Raw genomic sequence first — 24,535 nt, 5'->3', positions numbered from 1 at the left:
TAAGAGAGCCGGGCGATGAACAAGTGGGGCGTAGGGTTAACTTTATTACTGGCAGCGACCAGCGTTATGGCAAAGGATATTCAGCTTCTTAACGTTTCGTATGATCCAACGCGCGAACTGTACGAGCAGTACAACAAAGCCTTCAGCGCCCACTGGAAACAGCAAACCGGCGATAACGTGGTGATTCGCCAGTCGCACGGCGGTTCGGGTAAACAGGCGACGTCGGTAATCAATGGTATAGAAGCTGATGTCGTCACGCTGGCGCTAGCCTATGACGTGGATGCCATTGCTGAACGTGGTCGTATCGATAAAGAGTGGATCAAGCGTCTGCCGGATAACTCCGCACCTTATACTTCTACCATTGTCTTCCTGGTGCGTAAGGGGAATCCGAAGCAGATTCACGACTGGAACGATTTGATTAAGCCAGGTGTTTCGGTGATCACCCCGAACCCGAAAAGTTCTGGTGGTGCACGCTGGAACTACCTGGCAGCCTGGGGATACGCCCTGCATCACAACAACAACGATCAGGCAAAAGCGCAGGAATTCGTGCAGTCGTTGTATAAAAACGTCGAAGTACTGGATTCCGGCGCGCGCGGTTCAACGAATACCTTTGTTGAGCGCGGCATTGGCGACGTACTGATTGCCTGGGAAAACGAAGCTCTGCTGGCGGCGAATGAACTGGGGAAAGATAAATTCGAAATCGTCACGCCGAGCGAGTCTATTCTCGCAGAGCCTACGGTGTCAGTTGTCGATAAAGTGGTAGAGAAAAAAGGCACTAAAGAGGTGGCGGAAGCTTACCTGAACTATCTCTACTCGCCAGAAGGCCAGGAGATTGCGGCTAAAAACTACTATCGTCCGCGCGATCCTCAGGTAGCGAAAAAATATGAAAATGCCTTTCCGAAGCTGAAGTTATTCACCATTGATGAAGAGTTCGGTGGCTGGACGAAAGCGCAAAAAGAGCATTTCTCTAACGGCGGTACGTTTGACCAAATCAGCAAACGTTAATTTTGTTGAAGGCAATCAGACCCGGTGGCATCTCGCGACCGGGTTTTTTATTTGTCACGATTTTGCGTTACCCTTGCATCTCTTTGAGGTACAGGGAAAAAAAGATGAAAAAAGCAGGTCTTCTTTTTTTAGCGATGATGGTTATCGCTGTTGCTGCTGCAGGCATTGGTTACTGGAAATTGACCGGTGAAGAGTCGGACACGTTGCGCCAGATTGCCCTTGAGCAATGTTTACCCAACCAGCAGCAAAACCAAAACCCTTCGCCATGTGCGGAAGTCAAACCCAATGCCGGATATGTGGTTTTAAAAGACCTCAACGGTCCTCTGCAATATTTGTTGATGCCAACGTATCGTATTAACGGCACTGAAAGTCCATTGTTAACCGATCCTTCAACGCCTAATTTCTTCTGGTTAGCCTGGCAGGCGCGTGATTTTATGAGCAAAAAATACGGCCAGCCAGTCCCCGATCGCGCGGTATCTCTGGCGATTAACTCCCGTACCGGGCGCACGCAAAACCATTTTCATATCCATATCTCTTGTATTCGTCCTGATGTGCGCGAACAACTGGATAATAATCTGGCGAATATCAGCACCCGTTGGTTACCGCTGCCCGGTGGGCTGCGTGGACATGAATACCTGGCACGTAGGGTAACTGAAAGCGAGTTGGTGAAACGTAGTCCGTTTATGATGCTGGCAGAAGAAGTACCAGAGGCACGGGAACATATGGGCAGTTACGCGCTGGCAATGGTGCGACAGAGTGATAACTCGTTTGTATTGCTGGCGACGCAGCGCAATCTGCTGACGCTGAATCGTGCTTCAGCCGAGGAACTTCAGGATCATCAGTGTGAGATTTTGCGTTAAAGCGAGGAGTTGTTGAGGAAAGCTAAGTGCCGGATGCGATATCCGGCACCAGTCAGACTTAAGCCTGTTTAGCCGCTTCTGCAGCTTTAACGATCACTGCAAAGGCGTCAGCTTTCAGAGAAGCACCGCCAACCAGCGCGCCGTCGATGTCCGGCTGAGCGAACAGTTCTGCGGCGTTAGACGCGTTTACAGAACCGCCGTACTGGATGATCACTTGTTCAGCGATGTTAGCGTCAACTTTAGCGATGTGGTCACGGATAAATTTGTGAACAGCCTGTGCCTGCGCCGGAGTTGCAGATTTGCCAGTACCGATTGCCCATACTGGTTCGTAAGCGATTACCGCACCTTCGAATGCCGCAGCACCCTGAGTTTTCAGTACCGCGTCGATCTGACGTGCGCAAACTTCTTCAGTTTTGCCCGCTTCGTTTTCAGCTTCGGTTTCACCGATGCACAGAACCGGAGTCAGACCCTGCTCTTTCAGCACCGCGAATTTTTTCGCGATCAGTTCGTCAGACTCTTTGTGGTAAGTACGACGTTCAGAGTGACCGATGATGATGTACTGTGCGCCGATGTCTTTCAGCATAGCAGCAGAGGTTTCACCAGTGAATGCGCCGGACAGGTTCAGGTCCACGTTCTGCGCACCCAGCATGATGTGGCTGCCTTCAGCTTCACGCTTCGCCATATCGATGTACATTTCTGGTGGCGCGATTGCAACGCCACAGCCATCAACGCCTGCCAGCTCTTTACGCAGGTTAGAAACCAGCTCGTGAACCATGTGGCGGCTGCCGTTCAGTTTCCAGTTACCCATCACTAAAGGATGTCGCATTTTAATTCTCCACGCTTATAAGCGAATAAAGGAAGATGGCCGCCCCGCGGGGCAGCAGGTCTGTGAAACAGTATAGAGATTCATCACTGGAAAGGCTTTGCTTTTTGTCATTTATTCAACCCTTCAAGCGATTCAGATAGCGCCAGCTTAATCGGTTCAACAGCGAAGGTCAGTCCCTTTTCGCCGTTGTCCGCGACAACATAGCGCAGTGCGCCTTCTGTCTCTGTGTAATAACGTTTGTTTTTCCCCGCAGTAAGGAGCGACTGTAGCTTTTTCTGGCTTTGTGTTTTGGTCATCAGCGGGGTGAGTGTGCGGATCACCGCCGCCATGTATTCATGAGCTTTTGCTTTGGCGGCTTTTTGCTCTGGTCCCTGGATTGGTAGCCAGGTAATTTGAATGCTTTTGATTTTTAAAGTGCCACGCTCCAGCGCCGTAGAGGCATACAAGTTCTCGTTAATTTTACTGGCGGCGCGAGTCAGATTGGCTTTGTCGGGGCTGCTGTCGATGGCGCGAAACTCGTTCAGTGGCAGGTTGGGGTTCTGGCTGTTAAAGTTTTCTCGAAACTGGCTGATGGAGAGATCGAAGGTAGGGGCGCCAGCAAGCAGATAGGGCGCAGTGGTCGCCGTACCTGGTGTTTGTGCATGCACCGTTGTGCTAACGGCTGATGCAGAACATAAGAGAAAAAACAGCGTAAACCCTGGCTTCATCGACAGTACCTTTTGTTATGACTGGCTCCGATTAAAACGATATCTGTCTCCCTTGTCAAAAGGGTAGAATCCTGGAAAAGACAACCATCAAGGAACTTACATGACCATACAGCAATGGTTATTCTCGTTTAAAGGGCGTATTGGGCGCCGTGATTTCTGGATTTGGATTGGCCTCTGGTTCGTTGGCATGCTGGTGCTTTTCTCACTGGCAGGTAAAAACTTACTCGATATCCAGACCGCCGCGTTTTGCCTGGTGTGCTTACTTTGGCCGACAGCGGCAGTAACGGTCAAACGACTGCACGATCGCGGGCGTTCCGGCGCATGGGCATTTTTAATGATTGTAGCGTGGATGCTGCTGGCGGGTAATTGGGCGATTTTACCGGGCGTCTGGCAATGGACGGTGGGGCGTTTTGTCCCGACGTTGATTCTGGTGATGATGCTTATTGATCTTGGCGCATTTGTCGGTACGCAGGGCGAAAATAAATTTGGCAAAGATACTCTGGATGTGAAGTATAAAGCCGACAATAAATCAAGTAATTAACCTTTAATATATCTCTTCTTGCTATTTTTTTCCGGGATTGTTATTTCCACGCAGGAAATGACAATGCCCGGAAAATCCTCCTCATTTCCTCACCTTAAGCAATATCAAAAAAAATGGTAATCCATAAGATCATTACTTGTTTGTTCTTCTCTTAACGGCGCATTATTCTTAAGTCGTAATCGACAGAGAGGCGAATATACAGAGGTGCCCTATGAAAGATGTCGTAGATAAATGCAGTACTAAAGGATGTGCGATTGATATCGGTACGGTGATTGATAACGACAACTGTACCAGTAAGTTTTCGCGCTTTTTTGCCACCCGCGAAGAAGCAGAGTCCTTTATGACCAAACTGAAAGAGCTTGCCGCCACTGCATCCTCTGCGGATGAAGGGGCCAGTGTGGCCTATAAGATTAAGGATCTGGAGGGGCAAGTTGAGCTTGATGCGGCCTTCACCTTCTCATGCCAGGCCGAGATGATTATTTTTGAGTTATCCCTGCGTTCGTTAGCTTGATGGAGTCGCTTTAGAAGGAGTTAAACATGGCTTATAAACACATTGGCGTGGCAATTTCCGGAAATGAAGAAGATGCCTTACTGGTGAACAAAGCCCTGGATCTCGCCAGACATAATGACGCTCACCTGACATTGATTCATATTGATGATGGCTTAAGCGAGTTGTATCCGGGCATTTACTTCCCTGCAACAGAAGATATTCTTCAACTGTTGAAAGATAAGTCAGATAACAAGCTGTATAAACTGACGAAAAATATTCAGTGGCCAAAAACCAAACTGCGTATTGAGCGCGGAGAAATGCCGGAAACACTGCTGGAAATTATCCAACAAGAGCAGTGCGACCTCCTTGTCTGTGGTCATCACCACTCATTTATCAACCGTTTGATGCCAGCATACCGCGGGATGATCAATAAGTTGAATGCGGACCTGCTCATCGTGCCGTTTATCGATAAGTAACCGCTTACCAATAATGCTCCGCTGTCATGTGGCCCGGTCGACGACGTAAATGTTTCGTCATCTGCCGGGTTTCTTTTAGCAGCTGTTGCGTATCGCGCACCATTTGCGGATTACCACACAGCATCACATGACTGGTTTCTTTATCCATTGCCAGGCCAACCGCGTTTTCCAGTTCACCGCTTTCAATTAACGCCGGTATTCGCCCGGTGAGCGAACCCGCAGCCGTTTCCCGACTGACCACCGTCTGAATGCGCAGTTTCCCTTCGTAGCGTTTTTCCAGTTCTTGCATCAGCGGCAGATAGCTTAAGTCGGCGGCATATCGTGCGGCGTGAACCAGCACCAGGTTTTTGAAGCGATCTAAATCTTTGCCCAATTGCAGAATTGATAAATAAGGGCCAATCGCTGTACCGGTTGCCAGCATCCACAGTGTTTCGCAGTCCGGCACTTCATCCAGTACAAAGAAGCCAGCCGCCTCGCTAACCACTTGCACTTCGTCACCCGGTTTTAGCGCCGCCAGTCGCGGGCTTAATTTGCCATCGGGGACGGTGACCAGGTAAAACTCCAGATCGGGATTGTCGGGCGAGTTAACGTAGGAGTAAGCGCGCTGGACGCGTTCGCCGTCAATTTCAAGGCCAAGTTTAGTGAATTGCCCGGCGGTAAACGGAAGCACGGGAGCGTGAACGGTGAGACTAAACAGGGCGTCGGTCCAGTTCTGCACTTTAGTGACTTTGCCTGTTACCCAATCAGCCATGTTTTTCTCCTGTTTTGATTGACTTGCCTTATCTTCGTTCTCCGAACAAAAAAATTCCAGTCCCGAAGGACTGGAAGGCTCAATCGATCAAATCACTCAGAGAATGTGCACCTGCATATCCGGGTCTTTACGATCCAGATAGTGAATCGACTGAATGCGACGAATAGTGCGTGACTTACCACGGATCAGCAGCGTTTCGGTGGTGGCGATATTGCCTTTGCGGCTAATACCTTCCAGTAGATCGCCCTTGGTGATACCGGTTGCGGAAAAGATGACGTTATCGCTGCGCGCCATATCGCCCAGACGTAACACTTTACCCGCTTCGATGCCCATTGCTTTGCAGCGTGCCAGTTCCTGTTCACCAATGCGGCGATTTTCTGCGTTGTCGCCTTTAACGTCATGACGCGCCAGCAGACGGCCATTCATATCGCCATCTAACGCCCGAATCACCGCCGCAGAAACCACGCCTTCCGGCGCGCCGCCAATGCCGTAAAGCACGTCAACTTCGCTGTCTGGCATACAGGTGAGAATTGAGGCCGCAACGTCACCATCCGGAATAGCAAACACGCGCACGCCGAGTTGCTGCATTTCTGCGATAACGGCATCGTGGCGCGGTTTCGCCAGAATCGTTACCGTCAGTTCACTCAATGGTTTGCCGAGCGCAGCGGCAACATTGCGCAGGTTATCCGCCAACGGCAGATTCAGATCAATGGCGCCCTTGGCTCCCGGTCCGACGATCAGCTTTTCCATATACATATCTGGCGCGTTGAGGAAGCAGCCTTTATCGCCTACTGCCAGCACCGCCAGCGCGTTAGCCTGGCCCATCGCCGTCATGCGCGTGCCTTCAATCGGATCAACAGCAATATCCACTGCATCACCGCGACCAGTACCGACTTTTTCACCAATGTAGAGCATCGGTGCTTCGTCGATTTCACCTTCACCAATGACGATGGTGCCGTCAATGTTGACCTGGTTGAGCATAATGCGCATGGCGTTAACCGCTGCGCCGTCAGCGGTATTTTTATCGCCGCGTCCTAACCATTTGTAGCCAGCCAGCGCCGCAGATTCAGTGACGCGGGAAAATTCGATGGCAAGTTCTCGTCTCATAGCAAACTCTAAGCAGTAAGGAATGGCGCGAAGTGTAGCACAGGGGAGGGAGCGGATTATTGATGTGTGCGGGGGTTGCCCCCGCACGATTTCAGAGTCTGCGACATGCCGGATATGTATCCGGCTCGTAGGCCTGATAAGACGCGTAAGCGTCGCATCAGGCGATCAGCATCAGGCAATCGGTTCAGGTGCCTGACATTACTCGTCGTGTTCTTCCCAGGCCATCGCGCGTTTGACCGCTTTTTTCCAGCCAGCGTAACGGTAATTACGCTCGGTAGTTTCGATGCCAGGACGGAACTCGCGTTCAATCACCGCTTTCTCTTGCAGCTCGTCGAGATTCTGCCAGAAGCCAACCGCCAGACCAGCAAGATAGGCCGCACCCAACGCAGTCACTTCGCGAACTTCCGGGCGCTCAACGCGCGTGCCGAGAATATCGGACTGGAACTGCATCAGGAAGTTATTCGCCACCGCGCCGCCGTCCACGCGCAGTGCGTGCAGACGAATACCGGAGTCGGCCTGCATCGCTTCCAGTACGTCACGCGTCTGATAAGCAATAGACTCCAGCGTCGCACGGATGATGTGGTTGGCGTTCACCCCACGCGTTAAGCCGAAAATGGCCCCGCGCGCATACGGATCCCAGTAGGGCGCACCCAGCCCGGTAAATGCCGGAACCACATACACACCGTTGGTGTTTTGTACTTTGTTGGCAAAGTATTCGGAATCGTAGGCGTCGTTAATCAGCTTCATCTCATCGCGCAGCCACTGAATGGATGCGCCCGCCATAAACACCGCACCTTCCAGCGCATAGTTTACTTCTCCGCTCGGGCCGCAGGCGATGGTGGTCAGCAGACCGTTTTCTGATTTCACCGCTTTCTCGCCGGTGTTCATCAGCATAAAGCAGCCGGTACCGTAGGTATTCTTCGCCATCCCTTCTTTCACGCACAACTGGCCGAAGAGTGCCGCTTGCTGGTCGCCCGCAATCCCGGCGATCGGAATACGCGTGCCGCCTTTGCCGCCAATGTTGGTCTGACCGTACACTTCGGAAGAACGACGTACTTCTGGCAGCATCTCACGCGGGATATCCAGCGCGTCGAGCATTTTGTCGTCCCAGTCCAGAGTATGGATGTTGAACAACATGGTACGAGACGCATTAGTGTAATCAGTGACGTGAACGCGGCCCTGAGTCATTTTCCAGATAAGCCAGGTATCAACCGTACCAAACAGCAGTTCACCACGGCGTGCACGCTCGCGGGAACCTTCCACATGGTCGAGGATCCACTTCACTTTGGTGCCAGAGAAGTACGGGTCAATCACCAGACCGGTGTTGTTACGAATGTACTCTTCCATGCCGTCACGCTTGAGATGCTCACAGATCTCGGCGGTACGACGGCACTGCCAGACAATAGCGTTATAGATAGGCTTGCCGGTTTCTTTTTCCCAGACGATGGTGGTTTCACGCTGGTTCGTAATACCGATAGCTGCAATTTGATCGGAATTAATATCTGCTTTCGCCAGCACTTCTACCAGTGTGGAGCTTTGGGTGGCCCAGATTTCCATTGGGTCGTGTTCTACCCAGCCTGGTTTTGGGTAAATTTGCTCAAATTCGCGCTGTGACACGCTAATGATATTGGCATCGTGATCCATCACGACTGCGCGGGAGCTGGTGGTGCCCTGGTCGAGCGCAACGATATATTTTTTTTCAGTCATGTTTAATTGTCCCGTAGTCACATTACAGCGAAGCTTTTTGTTCTGAAGGAGTTGTGATCTCCTTTTCTTCCACAACACAGATATCGCAAGGCAAATGGCGACCAATCAGTTTGCGGTAGGCGAATGCACCTACAATCGCGCCAACGATAGGGCCAAAAAGCGGCACCAGGAAGTAAGGAATGTCTCTGCCGCCGGTAAAGGCGACATTGCCCCAGCCCGCCAGCCAGGCAAAGGCTTTCGGACCGATATCACGTGCTGGGTTCATGGCAAAGCCCGTTAATGGACCCATAGATGCGCCAATGACCGCAATCAGTAGACCAATCAGCAAGGGAGCCAAAGGGCCGCGCGGTACGCCGTTACCATCGTCCGTTAACGCCAGGATCAGCCCCATCAGAATAGCGGTAATCACCATCTCAACTGCGAAGGCCTGCACAAAATTGATATGAGGATTAGGATAAGTAGAGAAAGTACCCGCCAGATCAACACTTTCGACGCTTCCGCGAACAATATGATGGGTCTGCTCGAAGTCGAAGAATAAATTGTAGTAAAGCCCGTAAACTAATGCCGCAGCGCAGAAAGCTCCGGCGACTTGTGAAACGATATAAGGAATAACCTTGCGCTTGTCGAAACAGGCAAACAGCCACAACGCAATGGTGACAGCTGGATTAAGATGTGCGCCGGAAACCCCTGCGGTTAGATAGATGGCCATCGCCACCCCCAGCCCCCAAATAACACTGATTTCCCACTGACCAAAAGACGCGCCAGCGACTTTAAGTGCAGCAACGCAACCGACACCGAAAAAAATCAACAACCCGGTACCGAGGAATTCAGCAATGCACTGGCCTTTCAAGGTTGATGTTTGACTCATAATCGGATCCTGAAGAGTTAATGTTTGTTGTATGCGTGAAAGTCACGGACCTCCACGATGCTTGTAGGCATGCTGTAAACTTATCGTTAACGAGCGAAAACGAGAAATATCGAACTTAAAATGTGTGTGCTTCGTCATAAAATGAGCGTTATCGCGCTATTTATTTCATCTGTTTATACATGATGCATGTTTGTTAGATCATTCGTGCAACAATTTTGTTAACATTTTCGATTGGTGTGGATTATGTCACCAGGAGAAGGATGAAAAGTGTGGCAAACCGTAATCTACAAGGCGTGCCGCTGGACAGCGATGGCGCGGCTTCATACAATCGGAGCTAACTAAAATGCGCTCGTATTTATTAAGGCGTCACCGGTAATCGGGACGAGGATTTTTATCCATCAACGCCTTGCAATTCAGGAGAGGTATGACAATGTCATTAGAAGTGTTTGAGAAACTGGAAGCAAAAGTACAGCAGGCGATTGATACCATCACTCTGTTGCAGATGGAAATCGAAGAGCTGAAAGAAAAAAACAACTCACTGTCGCAGGAAGTTCAAAATGCCCAGCATCAGCGCGAAGAGCTGGAGCGTGAGAACAACCATCTGAAAGAACAGCAGAACGGCTGGCAGGAACGTCTGCAGGCCCTGCTGGGTCGTATGGAAGAGGTTTAATCTCTTCCACGCAGAGGCGCCGCAAGGCGCCTTATTTTTTTACTTCTGTGCATTTTTAGCAGACAGCATAATCTCCATCGCCTGTTGGCGATATTTATCTGCCGTATCTGGTTTCATTAATGCAATGAGCCCCACAGCCCTGGGGGTATCTTCAAGATAAACACTGATGGTTCTCTTCTGCTGACCATCAAAATTTATCAACACGTCCTGATATTTGCAGGTGAAATGTTTGGCATTACAGTCATGAAACTGGAAAGTTTCTTCATTGTATTGATCCTTGAGATTGTCTCGCTGCATATTCTTTAACTCTTCCAGCGAGTCATCGGCGCTACGCCCTGCGGGCAGGCGGAAAGCAGAAATAAAGACGCTATTATCTTCACTTCTTATATCAATGGTTTTATCAGTACTAATGGAAACCGTATTCCAGTGTCGGTTCGGGACAGTCACGGAAATAGCGGCATTCTCAAACGTATATTGCCACGGGGTGAACATACGAAACGTATTGCCGACGTTGGATAAAAGTAGTACTCCTAATACCCAGCAGCACCCGCGAGTAAAGCTGGCGAAGTTACGCGTTTTTTTAGCGAATGTGCACAGAATACCCGACACAAGCACGGGAAGTAATAACGGTCCCAGAAGTACTGAACCGAAATACTCGCCAACCATGCCAGGGTCTCCAGCAAGCAAGTTACTGTGCTGAAGATGACTAAGAAAAACAGTTATTATCCATAATATTAATAAGATAACGTATCTCATATCAATCCCTTATTATTAACATGCACATCAGATCATTGACGGGCAGAAAGCATCATTTTCATTACTTCTTCTTGATATTCGTCCAAATAATCTTGGTCGATGGCTGCGACCAGTTGTATCAAATTAGTGTTATCCAGTAGAGTCATGAAAATAGCATGTCTTACTTTGCCATCACTCATTGTTTGCACTCCTTCCTGATAAGCGCAGGCAAATCCCTGAACATCACAAACATGCATTTCTGCAGTTCCGTTTTGAGTCGCGGTAAGTTCCTCGATTGAATGTACACCGAGTTCATTTTGTGAGAAGGCAACAATAGCTAAAATAGCATGGGCATCCCGAGTTACCAGGGTTGGTCCTTGTTTTACTATATTGGCAACCCACTGTTTGCTCGGAACCGTGACGGTGATACCTGGCCCCGAGAAAGTATAATCCCATGTGCTGTGTCGTTCCCACACCGTATAGCTGCTATAGATAAGAAATAATCCCATTAACCAACAAGTACCGCGAATAAAGCTGCGGCTGCTTCTTTTTTTTATCGTTATGCAGATGATTGTGGCGATAATAAATGATAGGGCAAGTGGGTTAAAAAATACGTTAGCAAAATATAAAATCATTTCACCGGTGTTGCCAGATAAAAGGAATTTGTAGCGGAAATGGTTAACGGCTATAAGAAATAAATATAAAATTAAAAGAATAATATTTTGCATGAATACGTCCATGTATAAAAAAGGGGAATTTAATTCCCCTTTTAACGCATGGCAGAGAGTTATTCAATATCCAGCGGATCTTCAGAAAGAATAATCCCGGTATTGTCGGCATAGAGATGGTCGCCGGAGAAGAAGGTGACGCCGCCAAAATTGACGCGGACATCGCTTTCGCCAATGCCTTCGCCAGCGGCACCAACCGGAATTGCCGCCATCGCCTGGATGCCGATGTCCAGTTCTTCCAGATCATCTACCTGACGCACCGCGCCGTAAATGACCAGGCCTTCCCATTCATTTTGTACTGCCAGACGCGCCAGTTCAGCATCGACCAGTGCGCGACGAACAGAACCACCGCCATCGACGACAAGGACACGACCACGGCCATTCTGTTCGAGCAGATCGTACAGCAACCCGTTGTCCTCGAAACATTTTACCGTGATGATTTGTCCGCCAAACGACGCCCGTCCACCAAAGTTGGAGAACAGCGGTTCCACGACGTTGACATCTTCTTGATAGATGTCACAAAGCTCGGAAGTATCGTATTTCATAGGCTTAACATTCAGTTGCTGCGAGAATTTTCAGTATATCGCGCTATGTGGGTTGTTGGCAAAATCATCAATTGTTAATTGATATTTGTCAGTTATGTAGCCCACTGGCTTAAGAATATTCCCAAAACAAACAGCAGGTTAGTTAGTAATGCTCCTTTGACGGTGCGTTCCAGCATCGGACGCATCGCCACCGGGTCCATTTCACGCATCACATAACGGGCTTGCTTTACCAGCAACGGTGCTGCCAGCAGGAACAGCCAACCCCACAGGCTATGCAGTGAAAAGAGATTAAACAGCGCCAGGCACGCCAGCGAGCCCATCAGCAGGCAAGCATGGTAACGACGGGCGTTCACTTCACCTAAGCGCACTACCAGTGTGTTTTTGCCATTCTCGCGGTCGCTATTGATATCGCGCAGATTGTTAATGTTGAGCACCGCCGTTGCCAGCAGACCACAGGCCGTTGCCGGAAGGATCAGCGCCGGAATCAGCGTATGCGCCTGCAAATACCAGCTGCCCATCACACTCAACCAGCCAAAGAACACCAGTACGGAAATATCACCCAGGCCGATATAACCATAAGGACGATTGCCCACGGTATAGGTGATAGCGGCGATAATTGATAACCCACCAAGAATCAGGAAGCCGACAAAATCAGCCAGGTTATGACACGCCACCGCGACCAGCGCCAGTCCAGAGAGGCAAATGAGCACGACGGTAATAATGAGCGCCCGTTTCATCTCTTGCTGGGTAATGACCCCTTTTTGCATGCCGCGCAGCGGTCCAATACGATCAGGTTTGTCACTACCTTTGACAGCATCACCGTAGTCATTGGCGAGGTTAGAGAGGATCTGTAATAGCCCGGCGGTAATGAGTGCCAGCAGAGCGACCAGCGGATCGAAGTGACCTTGCCACCATGCCAGCGCCGTCCCGACGATAATTGCAGCAAAGGCGAGGGGGAGGGTTTTAGGTCGTAAACTTTCCAGCCACGCCTGAGTTCGGCTAATTTGTTGTTCAGTCATAATACGCGCCAATAAAAATGGGGCCTTTCAGCCCCATCAAACAATGATGAAAATGATTGAACGCGATTATAGGATAAAACGGCTCAGATCTTCATCTGCCACCAACGCATCCAGATGTTTGCTCACATAATCTGCGTCAATAGTGATGGTTTGACCGCTTAAATCGCTGGCGTCGTAGGAAATCTCTTCCATCAAACGCTCCAGAACGGTATGTAAACGACGCGCACCGATGTTTTCGGTAGATTCGTTTACCTGCCATGCCGCTTCTGCAATGCGTTTGATACCGGAGTCGGTGAACTCAATATTCACGCCTTCGGTCGCCATCAGTGCTTTGTACTGCACGGTGATAGAGGCATTCGGCTCGGTCAGAATACGCTCAAAGTCGCTGGTGGTCAGGGCCTGCAGCTCAACGCGGATCGGCAGACGACCTTGCAGTTCTGGGATCAGGTCAGACGGTTTCGCAACCTGGAATGCGCCAGAAGCGATGAACAGAATGTGGTCAGTTTTGACCATCCCGTGTTTGGTGGAAACGGTGCAACCTTCTACCAGCGGCAGCAGGTCACGCTGAACGCCTTCACGAGAAACGTCCGGGCCGGAGGATTCGCCGCGCTTACAGATCTTGTCGATTTCGTCGATGAACACGATCCCGTGCTGTTCTACGGCGTCGATAGCGTCTTGCTTCAATTCTTCCGGATTGACCAGTTTCGCCGCTTCTTCTTCAATCAGCAGCTTCATGGCGTCTTTGATTTTCAGCTTACGCGCTTTTTGCTTCTGACCGCCCAGGTTCTGGAACATAGACTGCAGCTGACTGGTCATCTCTTCCATTCCCGGAGGCGCCATAATTTCAACGCCCATCGGTGCTGCGGCAAGATCGATCTCGATTTCTTTGTCATCGAGTTGGCCTTCACGCAGTTTTTTGCGGAATGCCTGACGGGCAGCGGAAGGTTCCTGCTGCTGCTCGGTCTGTCCCCAGTTGTTTTTAGCCGGTGGGATCAGCACGTCGAGAATACGTTCTTCTGCCAGTTCTTCAGCGCGATAACGGTTTTTCTCGATAGCTTGTACACGCACCATTTTCACTGCGGCATCGGTCAGGTCGCGGATAATAGAATCGACTTCTTTACCTACATAACCGACTTCGGTGAATTTGGTTGCTTCAACTTTGATGAACGGCGCATTCGCCAGCTTAGCCAGACGACGGGCGATTTCAGTTTTACCGACGCCGGTCGGGCCGATCATCAGAATGTTTTTCGGGGTCACTTCATGGCGCAACTCTTCGTTGAGCTGCATGCGGCGCCAGCGGTTACGCAGTGCAATCGCCACGGAACGCTTAGCGTTATCCTGGCCGATAATGTGCTTATCAAGTTCGCTGACGATTTCGCGTGGGGTCATTTCAGACATGGGAGATCCTTACGCTTTGTAGCTTAATTCTTCGATGGTATGGAAATGGTTGGTATAGATGCAAATATCGCCTGCAATATCCAACGCCTTTTCAGCAATTTCACGGGCGCTAAGTTCTGTGTTTTCTAACAGAGCGCGTGCCGCAGCCTGGGCGTAAGGGCCGCCTGAGCCGATAGCAATAAGATCGTTTTCTGGCTGTACCACGTCACCGTTACCGGTGATGATCAGCGATGCAGTTTCGTCCGCGACCGCCAACAATGCTTCAAGTTTGCGCAACATGCGATCGGTACGCCAGTCTTTTGCCAGCTCAACTGCCGCTTTAACCAGATGGCCCTGATGCATTTCCAGTTTACGTTCAAACAGTTCGAACAACGTGAAGGCATCCGCCGTGCCGCCGGCAAAGCCTGCGATCACTTTATCGTTATACAGGCGGCGAACTTTTTTAACGTTGCCTTTCATTACGGTGTTACCCAGTGTGGCCTGACCATCACCGGCGATTACTACGTGGCCATTACGGCGTACGCTTACTATAGTTGTCACGAGCAGACCCCTTGGTTAGGAATACAGAATTCAAGCCCCGCACAATTGTGCGGGGCATAATGCAAGTATAGATGGGGGAGATTTTGAGGGTTTCAACCCCCGGTGGCGAGCCGAATGCAGTTTGTATGGCCTGCCATCTTCAAACGATTGAGGGTGTTGTCAGCGTTCTCTTTGCCTTTCACCGGCCCGATGACCACACGATTCCAGCCATTGTTGGTGGTAATTTTCGAGTCAAAGCCTTCGAAAGCCAACTGCGCACGTACAGTCTCAGCCTGTTCAGCACCTTTAAATGAACCGCACTGAACCATCCAGCGACGTTCATCTTTCTTCTCCGCTGTTGGTTTCGGCGCTTCAGCCGCGCGTGCTACTGGTGCGGCCTGCTGTGGCTTCGGCTGCGAGGTTGTATGCGCAGGCGTTTGCAGCAGATCCTGGTACGGTTGCTGGGTAGAAGCCGGTTTAGACTGGCGCGGTTGCGCCTGTACCGGCGCGGCTTGCGACGTACGTGTCTGTTGCTGCCAGCTTTGCTCGGTCGTACGCGACTGCTGAGCCAGACGTTGCTGTTCCGCTAACTGCTGCGCCTGACGCTGGCGTTGCAGCGTTTGCTGGCGCTGTTCCGGCGTCTGCTCATTCCACGGGACTTCGGCAAGCTGCGTTGGTTGCTGACGCATATCAGCCTGCATTTGTTCAAGAAGCTGGCGCTGCTCCGGAGTCAGCTGATCCGGCGTTTTCACTTCGCCGCCAGCAGACGGTTCTGTTGGCGCACGCACGCCCGGCTGGCGACTTTCCAGCTCTTTAATGTAGCGCCAACGTTCTTCCGGTTTCGGAGGTAGTCCGTTTCCGGTCACTTTCTGGCTTTGCAGCGTCTCAGACTCTTCTTTCTTGTGGTGCGTAATGAAGTACAGACCCCCGATAAAGGTCACAAGAACGGCTGCAGCAATAGCGACCATTGCGGGAGAAACCGCAGGCATATTTCGTTGCTTTTTCCGTGAGGTGCTCTTTTTTCGCCGCGAAGGTGCCGGTTGGCTGCGGCGTACATAATCTCGTTGTGCCACTATCGTTTCGCTGTATTTATTCGTTCGTCAGCCCGCCATGTTACTTAAGCGGCGGGCCTTTGACCAGTCACGGAAGCCTTAAAGGTTTACTTTAAGATAACGTGCGCGTCGATCCCCGGATAATAAGCTCGCAGTCCATTAAACGTGAGCCGCTTCCGACCGTTTGCCCCTGCATTTGATCAAGCAGTAACAGCATAGCTTCCCGACCAATTTCGTAGCGCGGCTGTGCAATGGTTGTCAGCGGCGGATCGCAAAATTGCGTCAGGTCGATGTTGTCAAAACCGATTATGGAAAGGTCGTCAGGGACTTTCAGCCCCTGGCGTTTCACCTGAGAAAGTGCGCCGAGCGCCATTACATCGCTATGACAGAAGACGGCAGTTGGCGGTTGCGGAAGGTCGAGCAGCTGTTGCATGGCTTTACTTCCGGCTTCGAAGGTGAAGTCGCCCCGGGCGATATATTGCGGCTCAACCATAATGCCGCAGCGACGCAGTGCCTGAACGTAGCCTTGTAGACGGTAGTGACACAATGGCATCTCTTCGGGGCCGGCAATACAGCCAATCAGTTTATGCCCTTGTTCATACAGATAATTTACGGCATCAAAGGCAGCGGTCAGGTTGTCGATATGAACCGTAGGCAGTTCCAGCTCTGGTGCGAATTCGTTCGCCATCACCATCGGCGGCAGATTACGTTGTTCCTCTATGCTTGCATCAAACGGCAGCCTTGAACCCAGCAGCAACATGCCATCAATTTGTTTGGTGATGATCAAGTCGATAAAGGTCTTTTCCTGCTGATTTTGGTGTGCGCAGTCGCCAATCAGTACCAGATATCCATGACTTGCCGCCGTGACTTCGATACCGCGAATAATTTCGCTAAAGAAGGGGTCGCAGATATCCGGGACAATCACCAGAATCGTTCGGGATTCATTACGCTTAGCGTTACGCCCCAGTGGCTGCGGAAAATAACCCACTTCCCGGGCCGCTTTTTCAACCAGATTACGGGTGGCCTGGGAGACTTTATCTGGATTCATTAATGCTCGGGAGACGGTCGCTGTAGAGACTTTTGCCTTCAGGGCAACGTCTTTCATGGTTGCGGCAGTTTCCTGCTTCTTCACTTTCACACTCACTCCTCGCCTGGCACGTCAGGCGTACTACATCCGTGTTTACTTCATATCGGCAACATTTTTAGCAGATAGCGCGTGAAAACGGTTACAGAATTTTCATGAAAAGTGTGATGAATATTTAATTTTTCGATCCGCCTCGCATCGTTAGCGGTTTAACCCTCAATAGGATCGACATCCAGCACCCATTTCACTTTTCGTGAATCCGGTATGGTATTAATAAGCGCCAGCGTACCGTTAATGATGTGCTGTAAACGCACGCGGGAAGGGTGTTGTAGCAGGATCTGCCAGCGCCAGCGACCGCCACGTTTGGGTGCCAGTGCCGGAACCGGGCCGAGAACCCACAGTTTGTCATCCGCCAGCGGACTGGAGAGGATGAGATTTCGCAACTGTTGCAGGAACAGCGGCGCGTGCTGATTGTTATGATCTTCCGCGCGCACAATCACATGGCTGGTCCACGGCGGCAGTTGCATCATTCGCCGCTCGGCCAACGCCTGTTCCGCAAAAGCGTCATAACCTTTATACAGCAAGGTTTGTAAGAGAGGATGTTCCGGATGGTGCGTTTGCAGCACCACTTCGCCTTGTTTACCTGCGCGTCCGGCACGGCCTGCCACCTGGGTGTATAGCTGGGCAAAACGCTCCGCCGAGCGAAAATCGGCAGAAAACAGCGCGCCGTCCACGTCCAGTAATGCAACCAGCGTTACATCCGGGAAATGGTGACCTTTCGCCAGCATTTGCGTGCCAATCAAAATTCGCGCGCCGCCGCGATGCACTTCTGCCAGTTGCTGCTCCAGCGCGCCTTTACGGCTGGTGGTATCGCGGTCGATACGTGAAATGGCTACACCAGGGAAAAGCGGCGCTAACGTCTGTTCAAGTTGTTCTGTTCCCAGACCCACCGGCACCAGATGGGTAGAGCCGCAGGACGGACACTGGCGCGGTACTGGACGCTGACTGTCGCAATGATGGCAGCGCAAATGCTGCTGCGCCTGATGCAACGTGTAGTAGTGATCGCAACGTGGACATTCGGCAATCCAGCCGCAGTCGTGGCACAGCAGTGCAGGCGCAAAACCACGGCGGTTAAGAAAGAGAATGACCTGGTTATCGGCCTGCAAATGCTGGCGCATACGGGTGATTAACGCCGGAGCCAGCCCCGCCTGCACCTTCTGACCTTTTAAATCCAGTACATGTTGAATTGCCGGACGCGCATTACCCGCCCGACGTGTCAGGCGCAGCAGGCGGTATTTTTTCTGCTGCACGTTGCATAGCGTTTCCAGTGCGGGTGTTGCCGAGCCGAGAATTATCGGTATTTGCTCGCTGTGCGCGCGATATACCGCCAGGTCGCGGGCATGATAGCGCCAGCCTTCCTGCTGCTTGTAGGAACTGTCGTGCTCTTCATCGATAACAATCACACCGAGATTTTTAAACGGTGTAAACAGTGCGGAACGGGTGCCAATTACAATCGCCGCCTCGCCATTTTTCGCTTTCAGCCAGGCCGAAAGGCGCTCACTGTCATTCAGGCCGGAATGCAGAACTTCCACTGGCGCATTAAACCGTTCACGAAAACGGGCGATCGTTTGGGGTGTCAGGCCGATTTCCGGCACCATCACCAGCGCCTGCTTGCCCTGAGCGAGCACGTTTTCCAGTACGCTTAGATAAACTTCCGTTTTCCCGGAGCCGGTAACGCCCGCCAGCAGCCAGGCAGAAAAAGTATCCGCCGCGCTATGAATTGCGCCAACGGCGGTGGCTTGTTCGGTATTCAGCCGTAGACGTTCGCCAGTAACAGCATAGTTCGTTCGCCAGTCGCTAAATTCCGGCGTTTCGCTTGCCAGCTCGCAAAGACCTTTTTTGCGCAGCGCCTGTAGTGCGGCATCGTTAAATTCAAGTTCCGCTACCTGGTCACGCCAGATTTTCCCTTGTCGCAACGCCGCCAGCGCCTGTTGTTGCTTAGGCGAACGTTTCAGGCTGTTGATATCCACCGCCTGGCCTTGTTCGGTAGCAAACCAGTACCACATGGGCGCGTTCGCTGCAGGCCGCCCCTGGCGCAGTAAAATAGGCAAGGCATGAAACAATACATCGCCAATTGGATGATGATAGTAATCCGCCGCCCAAAGCAGTAAGCGCCAAACGGAACTGGAATAAACGGGTTCACTGTCCAGCACTTCTACTACGGTTTTCAGTTCGTTGAGCGGCAACTCGCTGACGTCGCTAACTGACACGACAATCCCGATGCGCTCCTGCTGTTTGCCAAACGGCACGCGCACGCGACACCCGGCTTTAACCGTCATGCCTTCTGGCAGGAGATAGTCAAAGGTGCGGGGAAGCGGAACGGGCAAGGCAACGTGGGCAACGGGCATAGCATCATCCTGACTTGAAATTCGGTGGAACAGTATACACATTGCGGTAGAGGAGTGCGGATCAGTTTGCATACGCTGGTTAATTTCTGTATGATTCGGCGCCTTTGATACGAAATGATCGTATTGAAACTATACTTTAAACATCGCGTGGTGTCTGGCGTTAGGGCTGGAAGAGCGACGCGGCCTTAAACCGAGGTTTTCCCATGAAAAAAGATATTCACCCGAAATACGAAGAAATTACTGCTAGCTGCTCTTGCGGTAACGTAATGAAAATCCGCTCCACCGTTGGTCATGACCTGAACCTCGACGTGTGCAGCAAGTGCCACCCGTTCTTCACTGGCAAACAGCGTGATGTTGCTACCGGTGGCCGTGTTGACCGCTTCAACAAGCGTTTCAACATCCCGGGCAGCAAATAAGACCGGATTTCCGAAAAAAGCGCCGAACGGCGCTTTTTTTGTGCCTGAAAACTTTCATTAGCAGGATAACGTATTGGATCTTTATCTTTCCTTTACATCGCGAAAATCCATTTTATCAATACCGTATTTTTTCATGCGCAAATACAGCTTTTTTCTGGGGATCTGAAAGTAATCGGCAACGTCGTTGATACGTCCCTGGAAGAAGTTGAGTGCATCAATAATTATTTGTCTTTCATAGCTTTCTACACGTTCATCAAGTGGTGTTGGATCTGCATCCATCATCTGCAAACTGACTGAATCGTCCAGCATTAAAACACCCACAGCCACCAATTCTGCTGCATTTATTAATTCAATGATATTACCGGGCCAGGTTCGCGCCATCAGTCGCTTATAAAACGTTTTCCCCAGCAGCGGTTGTTGGCGATTTAATCGTTTACAGGTGAGAGTCAGATAATGGTGAAAAATAGGCTCAATATCCCCCGGGCGTTGACTTAGCGGTGGGCATTCGATGTGGCTAAGTGAAAAAAGAAAATACAATGCGGGAATAATTTTTTGTGTGGCGGCAAGTGCAGCCAGAGGGCTTTGATTAACAACAATCAGACGAAACGATCGATCCTGTGGGCGTTCCTGGAGTTGAATCAAGAGACGCTGATTTTCTTGCGTTAAATATTCAAGTTCTTTTAATAACAGCGTGCCACCTTTTGCTTCTTCCACCCATTCTTCCAGCGGTTGCTGACTATTAGCGCTGAGTGTGCGTTCAATTAAAGGCCTTTCCTTGCGAGAACTAAATTGGTGAAGATAATGGGCGGCTAATGTTCTGCCGGTTCCAGGTTCGCCGTAAAAACAGACGGGAAGATCGGTTTCTGCCAGAGTTTCAAGCTGCTGACGCGTCTGACGAACCCAGCCACTGTTACCAATTAAGTGCCGATTAAATTGCGCTCGTCGCCATTTTTTTTGTTCCAGATAATCTTCACGCTCTGCCAGCGCTTTCTCGATAAGCGATAAAAATTGTTCCGGATTAATCGGTTTTTGCAGGAAATCCCACGCGCCTTTTTTTACCGCTTCAACGGCCATTGGGACATCGCCGTGGCCGGTGATCATCAGAATGGGAAGATTAGGATCAATCAGCATTATTTTTTCCAGCAGCATAATGCCTGAAATATCCGGCATGCAAACGTCGCATACCACGATTCCTTCCCAGGTATCTTGCAGCAATTGCAGCGCTTCTGAAGGGTTGCTACAGGTACATACTGCATAGCCCTCTTGCTGTAAGAGAGAACTGTAGGCTTGCAGAACATCATTGTCGTCATCAATGAGCAGTATTGTTGGAGTTGTATCTGTCATGCTTAAAGTTTCCTGAAACATAGAATAACCAACGCATGGCGGTCGAGGGTAGACGCAATATATAGCTCTCCCTGGCACTGACGCATAATAGAATGACTAATCGAAAGACCAATACCTAAACCTACAGCTTTGTCAGTCGTAAACGGTGTTAATAGTCGATCAGCCAGAAGCACTGGCCAGCCTTTTCCATTATCAGCAATATAGAGCGTTAACGTGGTGTCTTCTTCTTCAAAGTTAATGGTTATTGTGGGCGGTTTTTCCTGACTGGCTTCCAGGGCATTCGTAAATAAATTAACTAAAACTTGTTGAATCAAAACATCGTCGCCATAAACGGCAGGAAAATTATCCGGGTAGTGAAGAGATGCTTTCAGTGGTCGATGTTTTAATGCCAGAAGCTCCCAGGATGAATAAATTACCTGCTGTAAATTAATTGCTCCCCCTACGAGTTCACTATCGCGTCGGCGGGCGAAGTTTCGCAGTCGTTTAACGATATTATCCATACGCTCAACCAGCGATCGCATCGTAACGATATAGTTTTTCGCCAAACCAGCGTCTTGTTGCTCTATAGCGCGATTGGCGCTGAACAGGTACATAGATAATGCATTAAGCGGTTGATTGATTTCATGTGCCAGTGTTGTCATTGTCTGCCCAACTACGGCCAGTTTGGCGGTTTGGATCAATTCACTTTGTGCGGTTCGCAGATTTTTTTCTGTCGCGATTCGATCACAGATTTCCTGCCCCAGTTGACGTTGCTGCTGATTAATTTGCTCTATCGTCTGGCGGAGTAGGTTGGCAATTCTACCAAGCTCATCATTGCCGGAGACTGGAATATCTGCATCGAGTTCACCGTTACTTAATTTGACGACGGCATCATTCAGTAAGCGAAAACGGCGGATCATCCTTGGTCGAATGTAGAAATAATTCACCAGAATAACGAACAGTAAGGCCGTCACCATAGCGGCAAAAATCAGTAGTCCACTGATTTGCATTATTTTTTCTAATCGCAGATTGAAAGTTTGTAGCTGTTGATGGCTATTACCCAGTTGCGTTTCTAATTGGCCGCGTATTTGCGTAAAAACACGCTCTTTATCCCTGATGGTATTCATAAGGGTCTGTTGAGCCTGCTGCCAGGCGGCCAGAGTTCCGGGTAGATAATTTTGCTGTGTACCCAGTTCCCACAGGGAATAAACTGTCTGGTGTAATGTAATAGTGCTGGAATAAGAAGCTAACGACCGCACATTTTCGTCAATGCTATGCTTCAAAAAATCCAGGTATTGAATATGTTGTCTTAACGACTCAGTATCATTGTTATGCGTGTTAAGCATCTCCTTTAAGGTACTGACGATTTCAGTTTCTATATGTGAGAGTTCGAAAACGAGCTGTAACTCGTTTTGAATAGATTGCAGTGCATTTTGCAACCCCTGGTTTTCGTGAAGATCTTTCCGTTGGCTGAGTTGATTAAGCAATGATGATTGTTGCCAACTTAAATCCTGAGTCAGGGAGTTGAGTTCATTATTGAAATCGTCATGCAACCAGTTGACTCTTGACGATATAACGTCGAGTTTTCCGTTTTCCTTATTGTGTTCATTCAATGCCTTATCGAGATTGCCAAGCAATTTGCGACTACTGGCGACCTGTTGGTTAAGCGCACTTTGATGTACTGAATCAAGATGGGGATTAATTGACTGAATTTTTTGTAGCCGTTGTTCAATTTGCTCTCTTACCTGAAGGCGGCTATCGGTGTTGGTTGTCTGTTGTAGCTCATTGAATTCATTTACCAATGCCGTAAGGTTTTCTTCAAAAAGAAATGACGCCTGAATTCGTGGGAAATAATCGTCAAGTGCGTAGCGAACCTGGGAATTTTGTTCATGCCAGGAATAAAGGCTAACTACACTAACGAATAGCGTAAGAACGGCACTAAAAACAAAGGCGAGACGCAAGCTCGTCCCGATAGTATGTAGTTGTTTCACTTTAATGACTCAAGTTGTGAATTCACTAATTGCTGCTGCTGCAGGAAAAACTGCTGCCATGCCATAATCTGGGCTTCACGAAAACCTGATTGCAGCTCGAATTGCTGTAGATATGTAGGATTAACAGACTGTTGCGGGGTAATGGGAACCGCGGTTAATAGTGCGCGCACCTCTGGCAATGTCCGCTTAAGCCGATGTTCTGCGGCATATAATGCTTTCCAACTTTTCTGAAGCTCGGTAAGGCGAAAAGTAATCGCATAATCAAATAACAATTGCACGAGCTTTTGGCGTTGCATTATCAACGGGTAATCAAGCGAAGGAGATGCAAATAACCGCATTTGTTGGTCAGCGAGTGGAGTGCCGGAGGGCAGAGAATATACCGGATACTTCCCTGAATCAGAATCGCTCAGTGCTTGCTGGCCTTCCGGATTCAACAAAAAATCAATAAAACGTCCTGCCTCTTGTGGATGATTACTGCCTTCTGTAATGGCAATAAACATAGGCGCTGCGCGCGAGTTGGGGAAATAGCTGAAACGTAAAGTTGAATTATTAAGCAGTACGTTAGCGTAATTGTCGATTACCGGACCAGCGTCCCCCAATCCTGTGCTGATCTTATTTGCTACGCCGAAGCTACGTGATGAAATGGTGGCGAGATTACCGCCTATTTTCAGTAGTGTACTCCAACCGCTACTCCATCCTTGTTGTTGCAGAAGATCTTCAATCATCAGATGAGTAGTATCTGAACGAGAAGGACTGCTCATTAATAGCGTTCCTTGATAACGCGACTTACTTAATTCCTGCCATGACGTTGGCACAGGCTCTTTTTTGTCTTCCAGATGCGCCACATTGATAAGAATGCCGTAGCCCGATATGGCAACAGCAACGGTGGTTGAACGAATGGATTCCGGTACTAACTTTCTACTTGTTTCTATTTGATTATTAAATGGCTGGAGCAGATTTTTACTTTGTAACCGCTGTAGCAACATAGGGGATGAACTCAGTACCAGATCAATATTTTCACCCAATGGATTTTCCAGCAGGCGCTCAATAGATGCACTGGTTCGGTTGAGCGTACGGATTTTGGTTGCCTGTGGTTGCTTTTGCCATTGACTGATAATGTGCTCTGTCGCTTCCGAAGAAAGCGTTGTAGCAATCACTAATTCATGCGCTGAGGCAACGCTGATATATAAAATCCAACAGATTAGCGCTCTTTGTATAATGCGAATCATGTCAAAAATCCCATTAATAAGAGATAAATTCCTGGGCTGTAATCCATGTTGTTATCCATTAGTTAACATAAGCAACGAAC

At 49.7% G+C, this 24,535-nt stretch carries 25 protein-coding genes; 7 read left to right on the top strand and 18 right to left on the bottom strand.

The genetic code is table 11. From position 1 onward, the window contains the following. Window positions 1-15: 15 nt before the first annotated feature. Window positions 16-1,005: a sulfate/thiosulfate ABC transporter substrate-binding protein Sbp gene (gene sbp, locus AACU94_RS15795; protein ID WP_130215254.1), complete on the top strand. Its 990-nt coding sequence runs from the start codon at window positions 16-18 to the stop codon at window positions 1,003-1,005. A gap of 104 nt (window positions 1,006-1,109) precedes the next feature. Then, entirely contained in the window at window positions 1,110-1,865 is a 756-nt protein-coding gene (cdh, locus tag AACU94_RS15790) for a CDP-diacylglycerol diphosphatase (protein ID WP_130215256.1), read from the top strand. Window positions 1,866-1,923: 58 nt separating this feature from the next. On the opposite strand, the gene tpiA is transcribed toward cdh, so the two are convergent. Then, a complete protein-coding gene (gene tpiA / locus AACU94_RS15785) occupies window positions 1,924-2,691 on the bottom strand; it encodes a triose-phosphate isomerase (protein ID WP_130206626.1) in 768 nt (255 codons plus the stop codon). Between the two features lie 107 nt (window positions 2,692-2,798). After that, on the bottom strand, window positions 2,799-3,398 hold the full coding sequence (locus AACU94_RS15780; protein WP_130206624.1) for a YiiQ family protein: 600 nt from the start codon (window positions 3,396-3,398) through the stop codon (window positions 2,799-2,801). 100 nt (window positions 3,399-3,498) lie between these two features. On the opposite strand from AACU94_RS15780, the gene AACU94_RS15775 reads away from it, so the two are divergent. The 3 genes from AACU94_RS15775 to uspD all read left to right on the top strand — a co-directional run bounded on the left by AACU94_RS15775 (window position 3,499) and on the right by uspD (window position 4,905). Further along, window positions 3,499-3,939: a DUF805 domain-containing protein gene (locus AACU94_RS15775; protein WP_064530283.1), complete on the top strand. Its 441-nt coding sequence runs from the start codon at window positions 3,499-3,501 to the stop codon at window positions 3,937-3,939. A 211-nt stretch (window positions 3,940-4,150) separates the two neighbouring features. After that, window positions 4,151-4,450 (top strand): DUF406 domain-containing protein, encoded by a 300-nt coding sequence (locus AACU94_RS15770; RefSeq protein ID WP_032204720.1) that lies wholly within the window; start codon window positions 4,151-4,153, stop codon window positions 4,448-4,450. A 26-nt stretch (window positions 4,451-4,476) separates the two neighbouring features. Then, entirely contained in the window at window positions 4,477-4,905 is a 429-nt protein-coding gene (gene uspD, locus AACU94_RS15765; RefSeq protein WP_135488460.1) for a universal stress protein UspD, read from the top strand. A 4-nt stretch (window positions 4,906-4,909) separates the two neighbouring features. Here uspD and fpr read toward each other — a convergent pair whose 3' ends face one another. The 4 genes from fpr to glpF all read right to left on the bottom strand — a co-directional run bounded on the left by fpr (window position 4,910) and on the right by glpF (window position 9,338). Next, entirely contained in the window at window positions 4,910-5,656 is a 747-nt protein-coding gene (gene fpr / locus AACU94_RS15760) for a ferredoxin--NADP(+) reductase (protein ID WP_130258344.1), read from the bottom strand. 96 nt (window positions 5,657-5,752) lie between these two features. Then, a complete protein-coding gene (gene glpX, locus AACU94_RS15755; RefSeq protein ID WP_130206618.1) occupies window positions 5,753-6,763 on the bottom strand; it encodes a class II fructose-bisphosphatase in 1,011 nt (336 codons plus the stop codon). Window positions 6,764-6,961: 198 nt separating this feature from the next. Continuing rightward, window positions 6,962-8,470 (bottom strand): glycerol kinase GlpK, encoded by a 1,509-nt coding sequence (glpK, locus tag AACU94_RS15750; protein WP_130215262.1) that lies wholly within the window; start codon window positions 8,468-8,470, stop codon window positions 6,962-6,964. A gap of 22 nt (window positions 8,471-8,492) precedes the next feature. After that, window positions 8,493-9,338, bottom strand: a complete 846-nt coding sequence (gene glpF / locus AACU94_RS15745; RefSeq protein WP_130206614.1) for a glycerol uptake facilitator protein GlpF — start codon at window positions 9,336-9,338, stop codon at window positions 8,493-8,495. A 424-nt stretch (window positions 9,339-9,762) separates the two neighbouring features. On the opposite strand from glpF, the gene zapB reads away from it, so the two are divergent. Beyond that, a complete protein-coding gene (gene zapB, locus AACU94_RS15740; RefSeq protein WP_001296623.1) occupies window positions 9,763-10,008 on the top strand; it encodes a septal ring assembly protein ZapB in 246 nt (81 codons plus the stop codon). A 39-nt stretch (window positions 10,009-10,047) separates the two neighbouring features. Here zapB and AACU94_RS15735 read toward each other — a convergent pair whose 3' ends face one another. From AACU94_RS15735 to priA, 9 genes are all read right to left on the bottom strand, one after another. Then, window positions 10,048-10,674, bottom strand: a complete 627-nt coding sequence (locus AACU94_RS15735) for a hypothetical protein (RefSeq protein WP_130222541.1) — start codon at window positions 10,672-10,674, stop codon at window positions 10,048-10,050. 122 nt (window positions 10,675-10,796) lie between these two features. Then, on the bottom strand, window positions 10,797-11,471 hold the full coding sequence (locus AACU94_RS15730; RefSeq protein WP_135488459.1) for a hypothetical protein: 675 nt from the start codon (window positions 11,469-11,471) through the stop codon (window positions 10,797-10,799). 59 nt (window positions 11,472-11,530) lie between these two features. Beyond that, window positions 11,531-12,016, bottom strand: a complete 486-nt coding sequence (rraA, locus tag AACU94_RS15725) for a ribonuclease E activity regulator RraA (RefSeq protein ID WP_000872908.1) — start codon at window positions 12,014-12,016, stop codon at window positions 11,531-11,533. Between the two features lie 92 nt (window positions 12,017-12,108). Then, window positions 12,109-13,035, bottom strand: a complete 927-nt coding sequence (gene menA, locus AACU94_RS15720) for a 1,4-dihydroxy-2-naphthoate polyprenyltransferase (protein ID WP_130222368.1) — start codon at window positions 13,033-13,035, stop codon at window positions 12,109-12,111. Between the two features lie 66 nt (window positions 13,036-13,101). Continuing rightward, complete coding sequence (hslU, locus tag AACU94_RS15715) at window positions 13,102-14,433, bottom strand: HslU--HslV peptidase ATPase subunit (protein ID WP_001293348.1); 1,332 nt, start codon at window positions 14,431-14,433, stop codon at window positions 13,102-13,104. Window positions 14,434-14,442: 9 nt separating this feature from the next. Beyond that, window positions 14,443-14,973 carry an ATP-dependent protease subunit HslV gene (gene hslV / locus AACU94_RS15710; protein WP_000208242.1) on the bottom strand — a complete coding sequence of 177 codons (531 nt, stop codon included), beginning with the start codon at window positions 14,971-14,973 and terminating at the stop codon, window positions 14,443-14,445. A 92-nt stretch (window positions 14,974-15,065) separates the two neighbouring features. After that, the gene (ftsN, locus tag AACU94_RS15705) at window positions 15,066-16,025 is read right to left on the bottom strand and encodes a cell division protein FtsN (protein WP_130215266.1); all 960 of its coding nucleotides are present in this window, start codon (window positions 16,023-16,025) and stop codon (window positions 15,066-15,068) included. A gap of 91 nt (window positions 16,026-16,116) precedes the next feature. Further along, window positions 16,117-17,142, bottom strand: coding sequence for a DNA-binding transcriptional regulator CytR (gene cytR, locus AACU94_RS15700; RefSeq protein ID WP_135488458.1), 1,026 nt, complete (start codon window positions 17,140-17,142; stop codon window positions 16,117-16,119). 155 nt (window positions 17,143-17,297) lie between these two features. Beyond that, a complete protein-coding gene (gene priA / locus AACU94_RS15695) occupies window positions 17,298-19,496 on the bottom strand; it encodes a primosomal protein N' (protein WP_130215270.1) in 2,199 nt (732 codons plus the stop codon). A gap of 203 nt (window positions 19,497-19,699) precedes the next feature. Here priA and rpmE point away from each other — a divergent pair, with 203 nt between their 5' ends. After that, the gene (rpmE, locus tag AACU94_RS15690) at window positions 19,700-19,912 is read left to right on the top strand and encodes a 50S ribosomal protein L31 (protein ID WP_000710769.1); all 213 of its coding nucleotides are present in this window, start codon (window positions 19,700-19,702) and stop codon (window positions 19,910-19,912) included. An 81-nt stretch (window positions 19,913-19,993) separates the two neighbouring features. Here rpmE and pgtA read toward each other — a convergent pair whose 3' ends face one another. Genes pgtA through AACU94_RS15675 form a run of 3 tightly spaced genes read right to left on the bottom strand, consistent with a single transcriptional unit; the run spans window position 19,994 to window position 24,455 of the window. After that, on the bottom strand, window positions 19,994-21,256 hold the full coding sequence (gene pgtA, locus AACU94_RS15685; RefSeq protein ID WP_135488482.1) for a two-component system response regulator PgtA: 1,263 nt from the start codon (window positions 21,254-21,256) through the stop codon (window positions 19,994-19,996). 2 nt (window positions 21,257-21,258) lie between these two features. Continuing rightward, complete coding sequence (gene pgtB / locus AACU94_RS15680) at window positions 21,259-23,226, bottom strand: two-component system sensor histidine kinase PgtB (protein WP_130258340.1); 1,968 nt, start codon at window positions 23,224-23,226, stop codon at window positions 21,259-21,261. Next, window positions 23,223-24,455 (bottom strand): ABC transporter substrate-binding protein, encoded by a 1,233-nt coding sequence (locus AACU94_RS15675; RefSeq protein WP_135488457.1) that lies wholly within the window; start codon window positions 24,453-24,455, stop codon window positions 23,223-23,225. The genes pgtB and AACU94_RS15675 overlap by 4 nt, the downstream gene beginning before the upstream one ends. Window positions 24,456-24,535 lie beyond the last annotated feature (80 nt).

The sequence above is a fragment of the Escherichia sp. E4702 genome (assembly GCF_963883545.1).
Classification (GTDB): domain Bacteria; phylum Pseudomonadota; class Gammaproteobacteria; order Enterobacterales; family Enterobacteriaceae; genus Escherichia.
The sequence above is the reverse complement of the archived record's forward strand: the minus strand, read 5'-3'. Positions and strand labels throughout refer to the sequence as shown.